Annotated in this window: 14 protein-coding genes and 1 tRNA gene; 10 read left to right on the top strand and 5 right to left on the bottom strand. The window is 63.8% G+C overall.

All coding sequences use genetic code 11. The annotated features are described in order from the left end of the window. From GJ699_RS09755 to GJ699_RS09740, 4 genes are all read right to left on the bottom strand, one after another. Positions 1-1,677: a glycoside hydrolase family 10-like protein gene (locus GJ699_RS09755; protein ID WP_371867515.1), complete on the bottom strand. Its 1,677-nt coding sequence runs from the start codon at positions 1,675-1,677 to the stop codon at positions 1-3. A gap of 33 nt (positions 1,678-1,710) precedes the next feature. After that, positions 1,711-2,967 carry an MFS transporter gene (locus GJ699_RS09750; protein ID WP_154375551.1) on the bottom strand — a complete coding sequence of 419 codons (1,257 nt, stop codon included), beginning with the start codon at positions 2,965-2,967 and terminating at the stop codon, positions 1,711-1,713. Positions 2,968-3,067: 100 nt separating this feature from the next. Further along, complete coding sequence (murQ, locus tag GJ699_RS09745) at positions 3,068-3,946, bottom strand: N-acetylmuramic acid 6-phosphate etherase (RefSeq protein WP_154375549.1); 879 nt, start codon at positions 3,944-3,946, stop codon at positions 3,068-3,070. A 5-nt stretch (positions 3,947-3,951) separates the two neighbouring features. Then, positions 3,952-4,692, bottom strand: a complete 741-nt coding sequence (locus GJ699_RS09740; protein ID WP_154375547.1) for a GntR family transcriptional regulator — start codon at positions 4,690-4,692, stop codon at positions 3,952-3,954. Positions 4,693-4,861: 169 nt separating this feature from the next. On the opposite strand from GJ699_RS09740, the gene GJ699_RS09735 reads away from it, so the two are divergent. The 10 genes from GJ699_RS09735 (at position 4,862) to GJ699_RS09690 (ending at position 16,084) form a co-directional block, all read left to right on the top strand. Then, positions 4,862-5,299: a YchJ family protein gene (locus GJ699_RS09735; RefSeq protein ID WP_154375545.1), complete on the top strand. Its 438-nt coding sequence runs from the start codon at positions 4,862-4,864 to the stop codon at positions 5,297-5,299. Positions 5,300-5,319: 20 nt separating this feature from the next. Continuing rightward, entirely contained in the window at positions 5,320-6,927 is a 1,608-nt protein-coding gene (locus GJ699_RS09730; protein WP_154375543.1) for a carboxyl transferase domain-containing protein, read from the top strand. 9 nt (positions 6,928-6,936) lie between these two features. Beyond that, positions 6,937-7,722 (top strand): enoyl-CoA hydratase/isomerase family protein, encoded by a 786-nt coding sequence (locus GJ699_RS09725; RefSeq protein ID WP_154375541.1) that lies wholly within the window; start codon positions 6,937-6,939, stop codon positions 7,720-7,722. Between the two features lie 10 nt (positions 7,723-7,732). Further along, positions 7,733-9,061 carry an adenosylmethionine--8-amino-7-oxononanoate transaminase gene (gene bioA / locus GJ699_RS09720; RefSeq protein WP_154375540.1) on the top strand — a complete coding sequence of 443 codons (1,329 nt, stop codon included), beginning with the start codon at positions 7,733-7,735 and terminating at the stop codon, positions 9,059-9,061. 2 nt (positions 9,062-9,063) lie between these two features. Next, a complete protein-coding gene (gene bioF, locus GJ699_RS09715) occupies positions 9,064-10,248 on the top strand; it encodes an 8-amino-7-oxononanoate synthase (RefSeq protein WP_154375538.1) in 1,185 nt (394 codons plus the stop codon). 1 nt (position 10,249) lies between these two features. Beyond that, on the top strand, positions 10,250-11,032 hold the full coding sequence (gene bioD, locus GJ699_RS09710; RefSeq protein ID WP_154375535.1) for a dethiobiotin synthase: 783 nt from the start codon (positions 10,250-10,252) through the stop codon (positions 11,030-11,032). A gap of 17 nt (positions 11,033-11,049) precedes the next feature. Next, positions 11,050-12,096 (top strand): biotin synthase BioB, encoded by a 1,047-nt coding sequence (bioB, locus tag GJ699_RS09705; RefSeq protein WP_154375533.1) that lies wholly within the window; start codon positions 11,050-11,052, stop codon positions 12,094-12,096. Between the two features lie 68 nt (positions 12,097-12,164). Beyond that, positions 12,165-14,231 carry an acetyl-CoA carboxylase biotin carboxylase subunit gene (locus GJ699_RS09700; RefSeq protein WP_154375531.1) on the top strand — a complete coding sequence of 689 codons (2,067 nt, stop codon included), beginning with the start codon at positions 12,165-12,167 and terminating at the stop codon, positions 14,229-14,231. Between the two features lie 10 nt (positions 14,232-14,241). Further along, complete coding sequence (locus tag GJ699_RS09695; protein ID WP_154375529.1) at positions 14,242-15,174, top strand: 2-hydroxyacid dehydrogenase; 933 nt, start codon at positions 14,242-14,244, stop codon at positions 15,172-15,174. Between the two features lies 1 nt (position 15,175). Continuing rightward, complete coding sequence (locus GJ699_RS09690; RefSeq protein WP_154375527.1) at positions 15,176-16,084, top strand: hydroxymethylglutaryl-CoA lyase; 909 nt, start codon at positions 15,176-15,178, stop codon at positions 16,082-16,084. Positions 16,085-16,148: 64 nt separating this feature from the next. Here the strand turns inward: GJ699_RS09690 and GJ699_RS09685 are convergent. Beyond that, positions 16,149-16,225 (bottom strand) — tRNA-Pro (locus GJ699_RS09685). Between the last annotated feature and the right edge of the window lie 59 nt (positions 16,226-16,284).

The raw sequence follows: 16,284 nt of genomic DNA, 5'->3' as shown, positions 1-16,284 counted from the left end.
TCAGCTCCGTGTATAAACGTTGATACGCTCACTCTCATTGCCCAAACGGTCCACCGCGCTGACCACCACCAGCTGCGCCGCGCCGCCCGCCGCGTCGTCGGCCAGCAGCAGCACCGGACGCGAAGCCGGCGCCACCGCGAAGCGCCACTCGGCGCCGTAGCGCGACCAGATCGCATAATGCGCCACCGGCTTGCCGGCGCTGGCCGACAGCTTCAGCGCCACGCCATTGCTCTCGCGTCGTGCCGACGCTTGCGGAGCGGCCGGTGCTTCGGCACCCAGCCAGGGCGTGGACGGCGTCAGCGCGGCGGTCTGGTAAGCCTGCGTCTTCAGCTGATCGGTAATGCCCTTGCGGTTCTCCATCAGTGCCGCGATGGAGAAGTGCAGGTGGCCACGCACGCCATTGCGGCTGCGCGTGACACCGATCTGCTTGACGATTTCCTCCGGCGCGAACGCCTTGATGCTGTTGTCGATGCGGCTGGTGTACAAGCCAGGCCACACATGGCGCGCGCGCGTGTTCTGCGCCAGCCAGTAATCGAGCAGCACATCGAAAGCTTGCGGCGCCTGCGCCACCGGCCAATACAACTGCGGAGCCAGATAATCCAGCCAGCCATTGGCCAGCCACAGCTCCGCGTCCGCATACAGCTTATCGTACTGGCTGAAGCCGACGATGCCGGCCGGGCGGCGGTCCGGACGGCCGATGCCGAACGGGCTGATACCGAAGCGCACCCACGACTTCTCCTTGCGGATGCCGAGATACATCGCCTCGATCAGCGAATTGACGTTCTGACGCCGCCAGTGGGCGCGATCCAGCGTGCCGCCTTCCAGCAGATAGCGCTGCCACGATGGCTGGTCCGGGAACTCCAGCTCCTGGCGTGGACCGCCGCTGCTGCTGGCATCCAGCGCCACGCCTTCCGGCCCGGCCGCATTCGGCGTATCGATCGGATAGGGATAGAAGTAATCGTCGATATGCACGCCATCGATGTCATAGCGGCGTACCACATCCAGCACCACGTCCAGCGTGTGCTGCGAGGCGGCGGCTTCGCCAGGGTCCATCCACAGATAGCGGCCGTAAGGCTTGACCACCTCCGGCAACTTGCGGCCGATATGGCTGACGGCCAGCGGCGTCTTGGCGGTGGCATGACGCGCGCGATAGGGATTGAACCAGGCATGCAGCTCCAGTCCGCGCGCGTGCGCCTGCTCGATCCAGAACTGCAGCGGGTCCCACGGCTGCGCCGGCGCGCGTCCCTGCTGGCCAGTGAGGAATTCCGACCACGGCTCCAGCTCGGACGGATAAATCGCATCGGCGCTGGGGCGGACCTGCAGCACGATGGCATTCAGATTCAGCGCGCGGGCGCGGTCGAGAATGGCGAGGGCTTCGGCCTGCTGCTTGGCCGTACTCAGATTGCTGCGGCTGGGCCAATCGATATTGGCCACGGTGGACACCCAGGCGGCGCGGAACTCACGCGGTGCCGGCGGCGGTGTCTGCGGATCGGCCGCCACCACGGGCGCGCCAGGCTGCGGCCGCGCCGATGGCTCCGGCGGTCGCGCGGGCGACGTGCCAGATTCCGGCGTGGTCGGGATCGGCGTACTCGAACAACCTTCCAGCAGCGCCGCCACACCAGCCGCCAAACCGGCCGACAGGGTCAGCCGCTTCTTCGCATTAAACACCACAACCACTCTCCGAATCAGTAGAGCACGTATTGTAATGGCTCAGCGGCCGAAATCCGCCGGAATCCGCACCCGCGCCGCCATCGCAAACGCCGGCAGCGTCGAGATGCAGGCCCAGACGAAAAAGTGTTGATAGCCGAGCTGCTGCTGAATCCAGCCGCTGACCATGCCCGGCAACATCATGCCGAGGGCCATGAAACCAGTACACATCGCATAGTGCGCGGTCTTGTGCGGACCATCGGCCACCAGCACCATGTACAGCAGGAAAGCGGCAAAGCCGAAACCATAACCGAACTGTTCCACCGCCAAGCACAGCGCGATGGTCGTCAAATGCTCCGGCAGCGCCGTGGCCAGATAGACAAACACCAGATCCGGCACGTGCATGATGAACACCATCGGCATCAGCGCCCGCTTCAGGCCGAAGCGCGACACCACCACACCACCCACTAATCCGCCGGCCAGCAACGCACAGACACCGATGGTGCCGTAGACCAGGCCGAAATCCGAAGTCGTGAGACCAAGGCCACCCTTGTCGCGCGGATCGAGCAGAAACGGCGCCGCCATCTTCAGCAGCTGCGCCTCGCCGAGCCGGTACAGCAGCAAAAAGCCGAGCGTGACCACGATATCCTTCTTCTGGAAAAAGCTGACGAAGGTATAGACAAAATCGCGCCACAGCGCACCGCCCGCGTTGTGGGTACGGTCCGAGTCCGGCCGCGGCAAAATGAACTGATGCCAGCCACACAGCAGCAAAAACACCACAGCCATCAACGCAAACACCATCGACCAGGCGTGAACCGGATCGCCGGTCGACTTGATCAGCTCACCGGCGAGATACACCAGCCCGCCCTGACCGGCAATCATCGCCAGCTTATAAAACGTACTGCGCACACCGACAAACGCCGCCTGCTGATGCTGGGTGGGCAGACCGAGCATATAAAAGCCATCGGTAGCGATATCCTGAGTGGCCGAAGCAAACGCCATCAGCCAGAAAATAAGCAAGGTCCAGCGGAAGAAATCCGACGCGTGCAGCGTCAGCGCCACCGCCGCCAGGCCGGCGCCGCAGACCAGCTGCAACAACACAATCCAGCGCCGCTTGGTACCGACCAGCTCCACGATAGGCGACCACAACGGCTTCACCACCCAAGGCAGATACAGCCAGGCCGTATAAAACGCCAGATCGGCATTCGAGATGCCGAGGTTCTTATACATCACCGTCGACAACATCATCACCGCCACATACGGCACACCGGCACTAAACGACACACTAGGCACCCAGGCCCAGGCACTACCTTCTCGCATACCAACTCCGGGGTCAGGTCCGTCATTTCTACACAAGCTCAACTGTAACAGCGTCAAACGGCTCAGGTCGTGTAGAAATGATGGACCTGACCCCGGAGTTTTATTGGAGGGCGGCGCGGACGTTGCCGGTGTGGCGGTCCAGCAGGGCTTGGGCTTGGGGGGCGGTTTGTTGTTTCAGCAGCATGACGATGGCGGTTTTGACTTGGTACTGGCATTGCTCCAGCGCCTGGCGCGCGGTGTCGGCTTCAACACCGGTGGCGTGCATGGTCAGGCGTAAGGCCCGTTCGGTCAGCTTGGCGTTGGTGGCGTGCAGGTCGACCATCAGGTTGCCGTAGACTTTGTGTAGCCGCACCATTAACGCGCTCGACAAGGTGTTCAGGACGATTTTTTGGGCGGTGCCGGCTTTTAGCCGCGTGCTGCCGGAGATGACTTCCGGCCCGGTGTCCAGGCAGATGCCGATCTCGGCTTCGTTCACCAGCGGCGTGCGCGGGTTGTTGGCGATGCCGACCGTCAGGGCGCCTGCCACGCGTGCCGCCTCTAGAGCGCCCAGCACGTAGGGTGTGGTGCCGGACGCGGCTACCAGCAGCGCCACGTCGTTGGCCGTCGGCGCCAGTGCCGTCAGCTCGGCCGCGCCTTGCTCGCGCTTGTCTTCGGCGCCTTCCACCGCCTGGAACATCGCGCCCAGTCCGCCTGCCAGCAAGGCCAGCGCCCGCTCGGCGGGCCAGGAAAAGGTGGGATAGAGTTCGACGCTGTCGAGGATGCCTAGCCGCCCGGAGGTGCCGGCGCCGACGTAGATCAGCCGTCCGCCAGCCGCGATGCGCGGCGCCATCGCCACCACCGCCGCAGTGATCTCGGCCGAGGCCGCTTTCACTGCCTGCGCCGCCAATGCCTGGTCGTCGACCAAAGCCCGGACCAAGTCCTCCACCGGGTAGAGGTCCAGCTGGGTATGCTGCGTACTCGGCGTCTCGGTCTTGAGCATAGGCGTTAGGTGGCGCGGCGCATCTCCGCAACGAAGTCGTAATGGTCGCTATGGCAATACGAATGGGTCAGTTCCATCGCTTCGCCCGATTCCAGATAGGCGACGCGGGTGATGTACAGCAGCGCCTGCCCCTCCGGCACGCCCAGCTGCTTGGCCAGCTCGGCCGAGGCGTTCATGGCGCGAATGTGTTGCAGCGCGCGCGCCGGCGCTTTGTTGATGCCTTCCAGATACTGGTACAGCGAGTTGCCCACCGCGTTCGGATCGTTCAGCACCGTCTGCGGCAGCACCGATACTTCATACGCCATCACCACGTCATCGGCCAGCCGCAGCCGCTCCAGCCGCGCCACCTTGGAATACGGCGACAGGCCCAGGCTCAGCTGTTCCTCGGGGGTTGGCGTCACAATCGCCCGCTTGAGCCAGCGCGAGCCCGGAATGTGGCCGCGCTGCTGCAATTGCTCGGAAAAACTGGTGAGGTTGGACAGCGGCTGTTCGATGCGCGGCGCGATGTAATTGCCCGAACCGCGACGCCGCACCACCAATCCCTGGTCCACCAGCTGGTCGATCGCCTTGCGTGCGGTAACCCGCGAAACGTTTAACAGTTCCGACAAGGTCCGTTCGGACGGCAGCGCCTGATCCACTTGATAGCGGCCATTGAGCACATCATCGCTCAATTTGCGGGCAATTTGCATGTACAGCGGCGAACTGTCGTTGTCATCCGCTTTGAATTCAACACTGGTCTGGCTCATTCATTTCTCCTCACACCCCGTAGTGTAATAGCGCTGAGGTAAACGTGTGCGCTGTACGCGATGCGGACTAACAATATTTATACATGTAGCATAACTCCACACCCGGCGGAGCGCGCATATTTGGCGGATAATGCGGGGTTCGCACCAACAGATCAGACTGTTTTCAACCATGTCCAAGAAGTCCACCGCGCCCACTGGCTGCCCTTGCGGCGGCCCCGCGCTTGCCACTTGCTGCGGCCCCTACATCGCCGGCGACGCCATCCCGCAGAGCGCCGAGGCACTGATGCGCTCGCGCTATACGGCCTACGGCCAGCGCAACGAGCCCTATCTGCTGGCCACCTGGCACGCCAGCACCCGTCCAACCGAGCCCATCATGAGCGACGAGGAAAAGGTGCAATGGCTGGGACTTGAGGTAAAATCTGCTTTACGTTTACGTCAACGTAAAGCAGATGAAGCCGACCTGACCCAGGACACGGTGGAGTTTGTCGCCCGGTTCAAGATCAATGGCCGGGCGCAGCGCCTGCACGAGATTAGCAACTTTGTACGCGAACCGGCAGAAGGAGGAGACCTGCGCTGGTTTTACGTTGACGGTAGTTTTCCAGAATAGAGCCTAAAAAAGGAAACACCATGCCGCAGATCGAAAGCAAGCTCAACCCTCGTAGCGAGGATTTCAAGGCCAACGCCGCCGCCATGCAAACCATTGTCGACGACCTGCGCGCCACGGTGGCGCAGCTCGCCCAGGGTGGCGGCGAAGCGGCCTCGGCCAAGCACGTGGCGCGCGGCAAACTGCTGCCGCGCGACCGCGTGCAGATGCTGCTCGATCCCGGCACGCCTTTCCTCGAACTGTCGCAGTTGGCCGCCTATGGCATGTACGACGATGCGGCGCCGGCCGCCGGCATCATCACCGGCATCGGCCGCGTGGCCGGGCAGGAGTGTGTGATCGTCTGTAACGACGCCACCGTCAAGGGCGGCACCTACTATCCGATCACCGTGAAGAAGCACCTGCGCGCGCAGGAAATCGCCGATCAGAATAATCTGCCCTGCATCTACCTGGTGGATTCCGGCGGCGCCAATCTGCCGAATCAGGACGATGTATTCCCTGATCGCGATCACTTCGGCCGCATCTTCTTCAACCAGGCCAACCTGTCGGCCAAGGGCATCCCGCAGATCGCGGTGGTGATGGGGTCTTGCACCGCCGGCGGCGCCTATGTACCGGCGATGAGCGACGAATCCATCATCGTCAAGGAACAGGGCACGATTTTTCTCGGCGGCCCGCCGCTGGTGAAGGCCGCCACCGGCGAGGTGGTGACGGCGGAAGACCTGGGCGGCGGCGATGTCCACACACGCCTGTCCGGCGTGGCCGATCATCTGGCGCAGAACGATCTGCACGCGCTGTCGCTGGCGCGCACCATCGTCTCCAATTTGAACCGCACCAAGCCGCAGCAGGGCGCGTTGCGCGAGGCCACCGCGCCCAAGTACGATGCCTCGGAACTGTATGGCGTGATCCCGGTCGATACCCGCAAGCCTTTCGACGTGCGCGAAGTGATCGCCCGCATCGTCGACGGCAGCGAGTTCGATGAATTCAAGGCGCGTTACGGCACCACGCTGGTGTGCGGCTTTGCGCATATCTTCGGTATGAAGGTCGGTATCATCGCCAACAACGGCATCCTGTTCTCCGAATCGGCGCTGAAGGGCACGCACTTCATCGAGCTGTGCGCGCAGCGCAAGATCCCGCTGGTGTTCCTGCAAAATATCACCGGCTTCATGGTCGGCCGCAAATACGAAAATGAAGGCATCGCCCGCAACGGCGCCAAGATGGTGACGGCGGTTGCCACGGCGGCGGTGCCCAAGTTCACCGTTATCATCGGCGGCAGCTTCGGCGCCGGTAACTACGGCATGTGCGGCCGCGCCTTCTCGCCACGCTTCCTGTGGATGTGGCCTAACGCGCGCATCTCGGTGATGGGCGGCGACCAGGCCGCGAGCGTGCTGGCCACCGTCAAGCGCGATGGCATCGAAGCCAAGGGTGGCGCATGGTCTGCGGAAGAGGAGGCGGCGTTCAAGCAGCCGATCAAGGAGCAGTACGAACATCAGGGCCACCCCTACTACGCCAGTGCGCGACTGTGGGACGATGGCATTATCGATCCGGCCGATACGCGCATGGTGCTGGGCCTCGGCCTGTCCGCCGCGCTGAATGCGGAAATCGAAGACACACGCTTCGGCGTGTTCCGCATGTAAGGGGCGATGATGAGCTATACGACTTTGACCATCACGCACGAAGATCATGTCGCCACCGTCACGCTGAACCGCCCGGACGTGCGCAACGCCTTCAACGAAACCAGCATCAGCGAGATTAAGCAAGCCTTCAGTGAACTGGGCGAAGATGCCGCGCTGCGCGCGATTGTGCTGGCGGCGAACGGTCCGGCCTTTTGCGCCGGCGCCGATTTAAACTGGATGAAAAAAATGGCGGGCTACACGCACGCCGAAAACCATGCCGACGCGCTGCAACTGGCGGAGATGCTGCGCGCGATCTACCTGTGTCCCAAGCCGGTGGTGGCCAAGGTGCAGGGCGATTGCTATGCCGGCGGCATGGGCCTGGTGGCCGCGTGCGACATCATCGTCGCGGTGGACGAGGCGCAGTTCTGCCTGAGCGAAGTGAAGCTCGGCCTGATCCCGGCGACGATCTCGCCGTACGTCATCAAGGCCATGGGCGAAAATGCCGCGCGCCGCTACTTCCTCACCGCCGAACGTTTCGGCGCGCGGGAAGCGCTGCGCATCGGCTTCGCCCACGAAGTGGTTGCCGCCGACGCGCTGGATGCGAAGGTGGCGGAGATAGTGAAAACACTGGTCAACAACAGCCCGCACGCCGTGCAGCAAGCCAAAACGCTGGTGCGCGAAGTGAGCGGGCAAGCAGTGAGCGATGCGCTGCTGGCCGATACGGCCGAACGCATCGCGCAAATCCGCGCCTCCGACCAGGGGCGCGAAGGCGTGGCTTCCTTCCTTGAAAAGAGGAAGCCCGCCTGGTTGAATTAATGGAGCAGTTTTGGAACTGAATAAACAAAGCGACTGGGTCGCGCGTAGTCTGCGCAGCGTATGGCATCCGTGCACCCAGATGCAGCATCACGAAACCATCCCGCTGATCCCGGTCAGCCGGGGCAAGGGCGCATGGCTGTACGACCATGAAGGCCGCCGCTACCTGGACGCGATCAGCTCCTGGTGGGTGAATCTGTTCGGCCACGCCAACCCGCGCATCAACGCCGCGTTGAAAGACCAGCTGGATACGCTGGAACACGCGATGCTGGCCGGCTTCACGCACGAACCGGTGATCGAGCTGTCGGAAAAACTGTCGGCGCTGACCGGCCATGTGCTGGGTCACAGCTTCTACGCCAGTGACGGCGCCTCCGCCGTAGAAATCGCGCTCAAGATGAGCTTCCACTCGTGGCGCAACAACGGCCACGCCGACAAGCAGGAATTCGTCTGCCTCAAAGGCAGCTACCACGGCGAGACCATCGGCGCGCTGGCCGTCACCGACGTCGCGCTGTTCAAGGACGCCTACGGCCCGCTGCTGCGCGCCTCGCAAACCGTGATGTCGCCGGACGCGCGCGCCGCCGCTGAAGGCGAAACCGCGCAAGACGTGGCCCGCCGCGCCGCCGCCGATGTCGAGCGCCTGTTCATCGAACGTGGCGACAAGATCGCCGCCATCATCATCGAACCGCTGGTGCAATGCGCCACCGGCATGGCGATGCACGATCCGCTTTACCTGCAACTGGTACGCGCGCTGTGCGACCAGCATAACGTCCACCTGATCCTGGACGAAATCGCGGTCGGCTGCGGCCGCACCGGTACCTTCTTCGCCTGCGAACAGGCCGGCGTATGGCCGGACTTCCTGTGCCTGTCGAAAGGCATCAGCGGCGGCTACCTGCCACTGTCGCTGGTGATGACGCGCGACGAAATCTATCAGGCGTTCTACAGCAACGATGTCACGCGCGGCTTCCTGCACTCGCATTCGTACACCGGCAACCCGCTGGCCTGCCGCGCCGCGCTGGCCACGCTGCAGATCTTCGAAGAGGACGACATCCTCAACGCCAACCGCGTCAAAGCCGCGCGCCTGACGCAGGCGCTGCAACCGCTGGCGCAGCACCAGCAAGTGCGCAACTTCCGCCAGCGCGGCATGATCTGGGCCTTCGACGCCATCGACGCGCCCAAGGACTTCTCGCGCCGCTTCTTCGCCACCGCCACCGAACACGAACTGCTGATGCGCCCCATCGGCTCCACCGTCTACATGATGCCGCCGTATATCCTCAGCGACGAGGAAATCGACGGCCTGGCCGCCAACACGCTGGCCGTGTTCAACAAAGTCATGGCGGGCTGACGATGGAACTGCTCAACCGACTGCAACAGCAGCTGCATGCGCTGGAAGACCAGCAGCTGATTCGCAAGCGCCGCACCGTCGACTCGCCGTGCGGCCCGCGCGTCAGCGTCGACGGCCGCGAACTGCTGGCCTTCTGCAGCAACGACTACCTCGGCCTGGCCAACCACCGCAAGATCAAGCTCGCGCTGCAGGAAGGCGCGGCAATGTACGGCGTCGGCAGCGGCGCCTCGCATCTGATCAGCGGCCATGGCCGCGCCCACGCCATGCTGGAAGAACGGCTGGTGCAATTCGTCGGTGACCATCTGGAAGCGCCGCGCGCGATCAGCTTCTGCACCGGCTACATGGCCAACCTGGCCGTCATCACCGGCCTCACCGCCGGCGACAAAGAAGCCGAGATCTTCTCGGAAGAACTCAACCACGCCTCGCTGATCGACGGCGTGCGACTGGCGCGGGTCAAGGCCCACGTCTACCCGCATGCCGACCTGGCGGCGCTGGAAACCCTGCTCAAGGCCAGCAAGGCCGCTACCAAAGTGGTTGTCACCGACAGCGTATTCAGCATGGACGGCAACCTGGCGCCGCTGCCGCAGCTGCTGGCACTGTGCGAACAGCACAACGCCTGGCTGGTGGTGGACGACGCCCACGGCTTCGGCGCGCTGGGCGAGCGTGGTCACGGCGCGCTGGAACACTTCCAGCTGCGTTCACCGTATCTGGTCTACATGGGCACCCTGGGCAAAGCGGCCGGCGTCGGCGGTGCATTCGTCGCCGCGCACGAAGCCGTGATCGAAACCCTGATCCAGAAAGCACGCCCGTACATTTTCACCACCGCCACGCCGCCGGCGCTGGCGCACGCCCTGCTGGCCAGCCTGGATCTGCTGGAAGGCGAGGAAGGCGCCAGCCGGCGCGCCCACTTGCAGGCTTTGGTGGCACAATTAGACGATGGCCTGCGCCTGGAGCGCTGGCAGCGCCTGCCCTCCAGAACCGCGATCCAGCCGATCGTGATCGGCGATAATGCTGAAACCATGCGCGCCGGCGCCGCCCTGTACGAGCAGGGACTGTGGGTGGGCGCGATCCGCCCGCCGACGGTTGCGGCGGGGACTGCGCGCTTGCGCGTCACGCTGTCGGCCGGCCACACCAGCCAGGAAGTCGCCAGCTTGATAGCGGCGCTCAATGCATTGGAAAGGAATTGAGATGAGTTTGGACGATCCTGTGATGGCAGTCGCTCCACAAATCGAGCCGGCGACGGCAACGGAAGGCGCGGGCATGCCGCCGCGCTTCAACTGCTTCGTCACCGGCACCGATACCGAAATCGGCAAAACGCTGATTTCCTCCGCCATACTGTACGCGCTGGTGCAAAGCGGCGTGCGCGCCTGCGGCATGAAGCCGGTGGCGGCCGGCACCGAACTGGGTGCCGACGGTCAGTGGCACAATGACGACTGCGACCGTCTGGCCGCCGCCGGCAATGTGAACCTGCTGCAGTCGATCACCACGCCGTTCCTGCTGAAGGAACCGGCCGCGCCGCACATCGCCGCCGAGCTGGAAGGCATCACCATTTCGCCGGTGCCTATCCTCGCGGCCTATGTTGAAATCAACGCCGCCTCGGACGCGGTGGTGGTGGAAGGCGTGGGCGGTTTCCGCGTGCCGCTGAACGACGACTTCGATACCGCCGACCTGGCCGAACAACTGGCGTTGCCGGTGGTGCTGGTGGTCGGCCTGCGGCTCGGCTGCATCAGCCACGCGCTGCTGACGGTGGAAGCTATCCTCGCGCGCGGCCTCACGCTGGCCGGCTGGGTCGCCAATGAGACGCAGGACGACATGGCGTTCGCCGATGAAAACGTGATCGCGCTGGAGCAGCGCATTCCCGCGCCGTATCTGGGCCGCGTGCCGCGCTTGGAACAGCCGACCGCCGAAGCGGCCGCCGACTATATCGATTTTACGCAGCTGCCCAACTGGCCGCTGCAAAACACTATTTGAACGAAGAAGGAAAACCGATGTCTGAAACTACCCTCCAGGAACCGAAAGTCGTTTCCCTGCACCGCCCAACGGCGCCGATCCAGCCTGCCGCCGCCACCTGGCCGCGCGAAGAAGTGCTGGCGCTGTTTGAGCTGCCGTTCAATGACCTGATGTTCAAGGCCCAGCAAATCAATCGCGCCAACTTCCCGGATGGCGACGTCGAACTGGCCACGCTGCTGTCGATTAAAACCGGCGGCTGCGAAGAGGATTGCGGCTACTGCCCGCAGGCCGCGCGCTACGACACCGGCGTCGAAGCCAAGAAGATCCTCGACATCGACACCGTGCTGGACGCGGCCAAGCAGGCCAAGGACAACGGCGCCACCCGCTTCTGCATGGGCGCCGCCTGGCGTAGCCCGAAAGACCGCGACATGGACAAGGTCGAAGAGATGGTGCGCTCGGTGAAAGCACTGGGCCTGGAAACCTGCGCCACGCTGGGCATGCTGGAAGAGCACCAGGCGCAGCGCCTGAAGGATGCGGGCCTGGACTATTACAACCACAATCTGGATACCGCGCCCGAGTTCTACGACAACGTGATTTCGACCCGTCAGTATCAGGATCGTCTGGATACGCTGGGCCACGTGCGCGAAGCCGGTTTGAAAATCTGCTGCGGCGGCATCGTCGGCATGGGCGAGACGCGTGACCAGCGCGCTGGCCTGATCGCGCAGCTGGCGAATCTGAATCCGTATCCGGAATCGGTGCCGATCAACCACCTGGTGCAGGTGGAAGGCACGCCGCTGCATGGCCTCGATCCACTGGACCCGTTTGAATTCGTGCGTACCATCGCGGTGGCGCGCATCACCATGCCGAAGGCGCGCGTGCGTCTGTCGGCTGGCCGCCGCGAGCTGGGTGAAGCGATTCAGGCGATGTGCTTCATGGCCGGCGCCAATTCGATCTTCTACGGCGACAAACTGCTGACCACCGATAATCCGGAAGCCAACGACGACCGCGCGCTGCTGGAAAAGCTGGGCCTGCGCACGCGCGGCGCCGTGCTGGAATCGGTACAGAAGGAAAAGTGCGGCTGCTAATCTGACAGCCTCGCTTCAAGCATCACCATAAAAAAACTTCCAGCCATAAGCTGCAAAGAGAGAGACAGATGTTTACCAAAATTCTGATCGCCAATCGTGGTGAAATCGCCTGCCGTGTGGCCGCTACCGCGCGCCGCATGGGCATCAAAACCGTGGCCGTTTACTCCGAGGCCGACGCGGGCGCAAAGCATGTCGCGGTATGCGATGAAGCGGTGCTGATCGGCCCCGCCGCCGCCAAGGAGAGCTACCTGTGCGGCGACAAGATCATTGCCGCCGCCAAGGCCACTGGCGCGCAAGCGATCCATCCCGGCTACGGCTTCCTGTCGGAGAACGCGGAGTTTGCGGACGCCTGCGCGGAAGCGGGGCTTGTATTCATTGGGCCGCCGGCATCGGCCATGCGCGCCATGGGTTCCAAGTCGGCCGCCAAGCAATTGATGGAAAAGGCCAATGTACCACTGGTACCGGGCTATCACGGCGACCAGCAGGACGCGGACTTTCTGCACACGCAGGCCGACCGCATCGGCTATCCGGTGTTGCTGAAAGCATCGGCCGGTGGCGGCGGCAAGGGCATGCGTGTGGTGGAGAACTCGACGCAGTTCAAGGACGCGCTGGCGTCCTGCAAGCGCGAGGCGATCAGTTCTTTTGGGGACGACAAGGTGCTGGCGGAGAAATACCTCCAGCGTCCGCGTCACATTGAAATTCAGGTGTTTGCCGATACGCTCGGCAATTGCATCTATCTGTTCGAGCGCGATTGCTCGGTGCAGCGACGTCACCAGAAAGTGCTGGAAGAAGCACCGGCACCGGGCATGCCGGCCGAACGCCGCGCGGCGATGGGCGAGGCGGCGGTGGCCGCCGCGCGCGCCGTTGGTTATGTCGGCGCCGGCACGGTGGAGTTCATCGCCAATCAGGACGGCACGTTCTATTTCATGGAGATGAACACCCGCCTACAAGTTGAACATCCGGTCACCGAAATGATTACCGGGACCGATCTGGTGGAATGGCAGCTACGCGTGGCGGCTGGCGAGCCGCTGCCGAAGCAGCAGCATGAACTGGCCACCCACGGCCACGCTATCGAGGCGCGTATCTACGCCGAGAATCCGGAAAAGGGCTTCCTGCCGTCGATCGGCACGCTGCGCCATCTCGGCACGCCGGATGCGGTGGCGTTTGAGTTGGGCGGCATGGCCGCAGCCCTCGTCGGCGCACGCACTGCGGCCGATACCGGCCACCGCGAGGCCGGACACGCCGCAGCCGCGCCGGCGCCGGTTCGCATCGACTCCGGCGTACGCGCCGGCGATGCCATCTCGCCGTTCTACGATCCGATGATCGCCAAACTGATCGTCTGGGGCGCGGATCGCAAGCAGGCATTGGCCCGCATGGCGCAAGCGCTGGCGCAGTATCAGATCGTCGGCCTGAGCACCAACGTCGCCTTCCTGAAACGGCTGATCGAAGGCCAGGCTTTCGCCAGCGCCGATCTGGATACTGGTCTGATCGAACGTAACCACGACAGCCTGTTCCCACCCGCGCAGCCAGCGCCCACCGGCGCGCTCGCCCTGGCCGCCGCCGCGCTGCTGAGCGCCGAATCATCACCCGTCTCCGACCCGTGGCATCAAACACGCGGCTGGCGTCTGAACCAGTCCTACGCCCGCAAGCTCGCCTTCAGCGACGAACACACCGCCTACGACACGCACGTAACGTATCGCCCTGAAGACTGGCTGTTCAGCGCCAGCAGCGCCGCGCCGCAAACCCTGACGCTGCGCGCGCACGACGGCGACAGCTACCACATCCAGCTCGGCGACCAGAGCGCCCACGGCACCGTACTGCGCGACGGCGACACCTTCCACATCTTCAGCAACGGCGCCCACTACCAGCTGACCTGGAACGACCCGATGGCACACGCCGGCGAAACCGAAGCCGAAGGTGGCCGCCTCACCGCGCCGATGCCAGGCAAAGTGGTCGCCGTCCTCGCCGCCAAAGGACAGGAAGTGAAAAAAGGCGCCGCCCTGGTCATCATGGAAGCGATGAAAATGGAGCACACCATCGCCGCCCCGCACGACGGCATCGTCGACGACATCCTGTACAGCGTAGGCGACCAGGTTAGCGACGGCGCACCACTGCTGGCCTTCAAGGCAGCGTAAGGAGAACCCCATGCGCATACTGCTACACCGGGCCGACGGCAAAACCGAACCGTGGATCAAGGACTTCGCCAAATACCTGCCCGAGGCCGAAATCGAAATCTGGCACGCCGGCGAACAATGCCAGGCCTGCGACTACGCCGTGGTGTGGTCGCCGCCCGAAGCCATGCTGCCGGAGCTGGGCACCGTTAAAGCCATCTTCGTCACCGGCGCCGGCGTCGACGCGCTGCTCAAGTTCGGTGACGCGCTACCGCACCACATCCCCATCATTCGCCTCGAAGATGCCGGCATGGCGGTGCAGATGGCCGAATATGTCGCCCATTCCGTGCTGCGCTACTTCCGCCGTTTCGACGAATACGAAGCGCAGGCGCGCGCCGGCCAGTGGACGCCGCTGCCGCAGCATCACAAGGAAGACTTCTCGATCGGCGTGTTGGGCCTGGGTGTGCTGGGCACGCGCGTGCTGGAGACGCTGGCGCCATTCGGCTTCCCGCTGCGTGGCTGGAGCCGCACTGAAAAAAGCCTGCCCGGCGTGCAGACCTTCACCGGTGCCGATGGCCTGGACACCTTCCTGCGCGGCTCGCGCGTGCTGGTTTGCCTGCTGCCGCTGACGCCGGAGACCAGCAACATCATGGACCGCACCAATATGTGCAAGCTGCCGCAAGGCTCCTACATCATCAACGTCGCGCGCGGTTCGCACATCGCGGAGCCGGACCTGCTCACGCTAATTAAGTCCGGCCACATCGCCGCCGCCACGCTGGACGTGTTCCGCAACGAACCGCTGCCGGCGCAGCACCCGTTCTGGCAAGAGCCGCGTATCACCATCACACCGCACATCTCCGCGCTGACGCTGCGCCGCGAAAGCGTGCAGCAGATCGCCGCCAACATCCGCAAGACCGAAGCCGGCGAACAGGTTGCCGGCACGGTCGACCGCACACTGGGATATTGAAATGAACAGCTTACCGAAACAAGTCAAAATCGTTGAAGTCGGCCCGCGCGACGGCCTGCAGAATGAAAAGGAAAACGTCCCGGCTGAAGTGAAGACTGAACTGGTGAATCGCCTCACCAGCGCCGGCTTCCAGAACATCGAAGCGGCCGCCTTCGTGTCGCCGAAATGGGTGCCGCAGATGGCCACCAGCGCCGACGTCATGGCCGCCATCACGCGCAAGCCGGGCGTGATCTATTCCGCGCTGACGCCGAATATGCAAGGCTTCGAAGCGGCGCTGGCCGCGCGCGCCGATGAAGTGGTGATCTTCGGCTCCGCCTCGGAAGCCTTCTCGCAAAAGAACATCAACTGCTCGATCGCCGAATCGATCGCGCGCTTTGAAGGCGTGGCGCGGGCGGCGAAAGAGAAGGGCATCCGCCTGCGCGGCAGCATCAGCTGCGCCTTCGGCTGCCCGTATCAGGGCGAGGTGCCGCTGGACGCCGTGGCCGACGTGGTGGCGCGCATGCGCGACCTGGGCTGCGACGAAATCGACATCGCCGACACCATCGGCGTCGCCACGCCGCGCAAGACGCAGGCGGTGATGGAACGCGCCATCGGCCAGTTCCGCGTCGATGGCCTGTCCGGCCACTTCCACGACACCTACGGCCAGGCGCTGGCCAACATCTACGCCAGCCTGGAGTTGGGGATTTCGATTTACCACTCGTCGGTGGCGGGGCTGGGCGGCTGCCCGTACGCCAAAGGCGCCACCGGCAACATCGCCACCGAAGACGTGCTGTACCTGATGCAAGGGCTCGGCATCGAGACCGGCATCGACCTCGACATCGTCGTCGACGCCGGCCAATACATCTCGCAATTCCTCGGCCGCAAGAGCGCCAGCCGCGCCGGCAACGCCATCGCCGCCAAACGCGCCTAATACGGGGAGTTTTAGAAATGAAAAAACCCTGTTTGACGTTGCCGTCAAACAGGGTTTTAGATTTTGGTCGGAGTACAAGGATTCGAACCTTGGACCCTCTGGTCCCAAACCAGATGCGCTACCGGGCTGCGCTACACTCCGAAGAAGCAAGATAATACAGCCTGCCCGGCAGGTCGTCAAGTGCCGATATCGTTTCGGTG

The sequence above is a fragment of the Duganella guangzhouensis genome (assembly GCF_009674535.1).
GTDB lineage: Bacteria > Pseudomonadota > Gammaproteobacteria > Burkholderiales > Burkholderiaceae_D > Rugamonas > Rugamonas guangzhouensis.
This window is presented reverse-complemented; position numbering and strand designations above follow the sequence as displayed.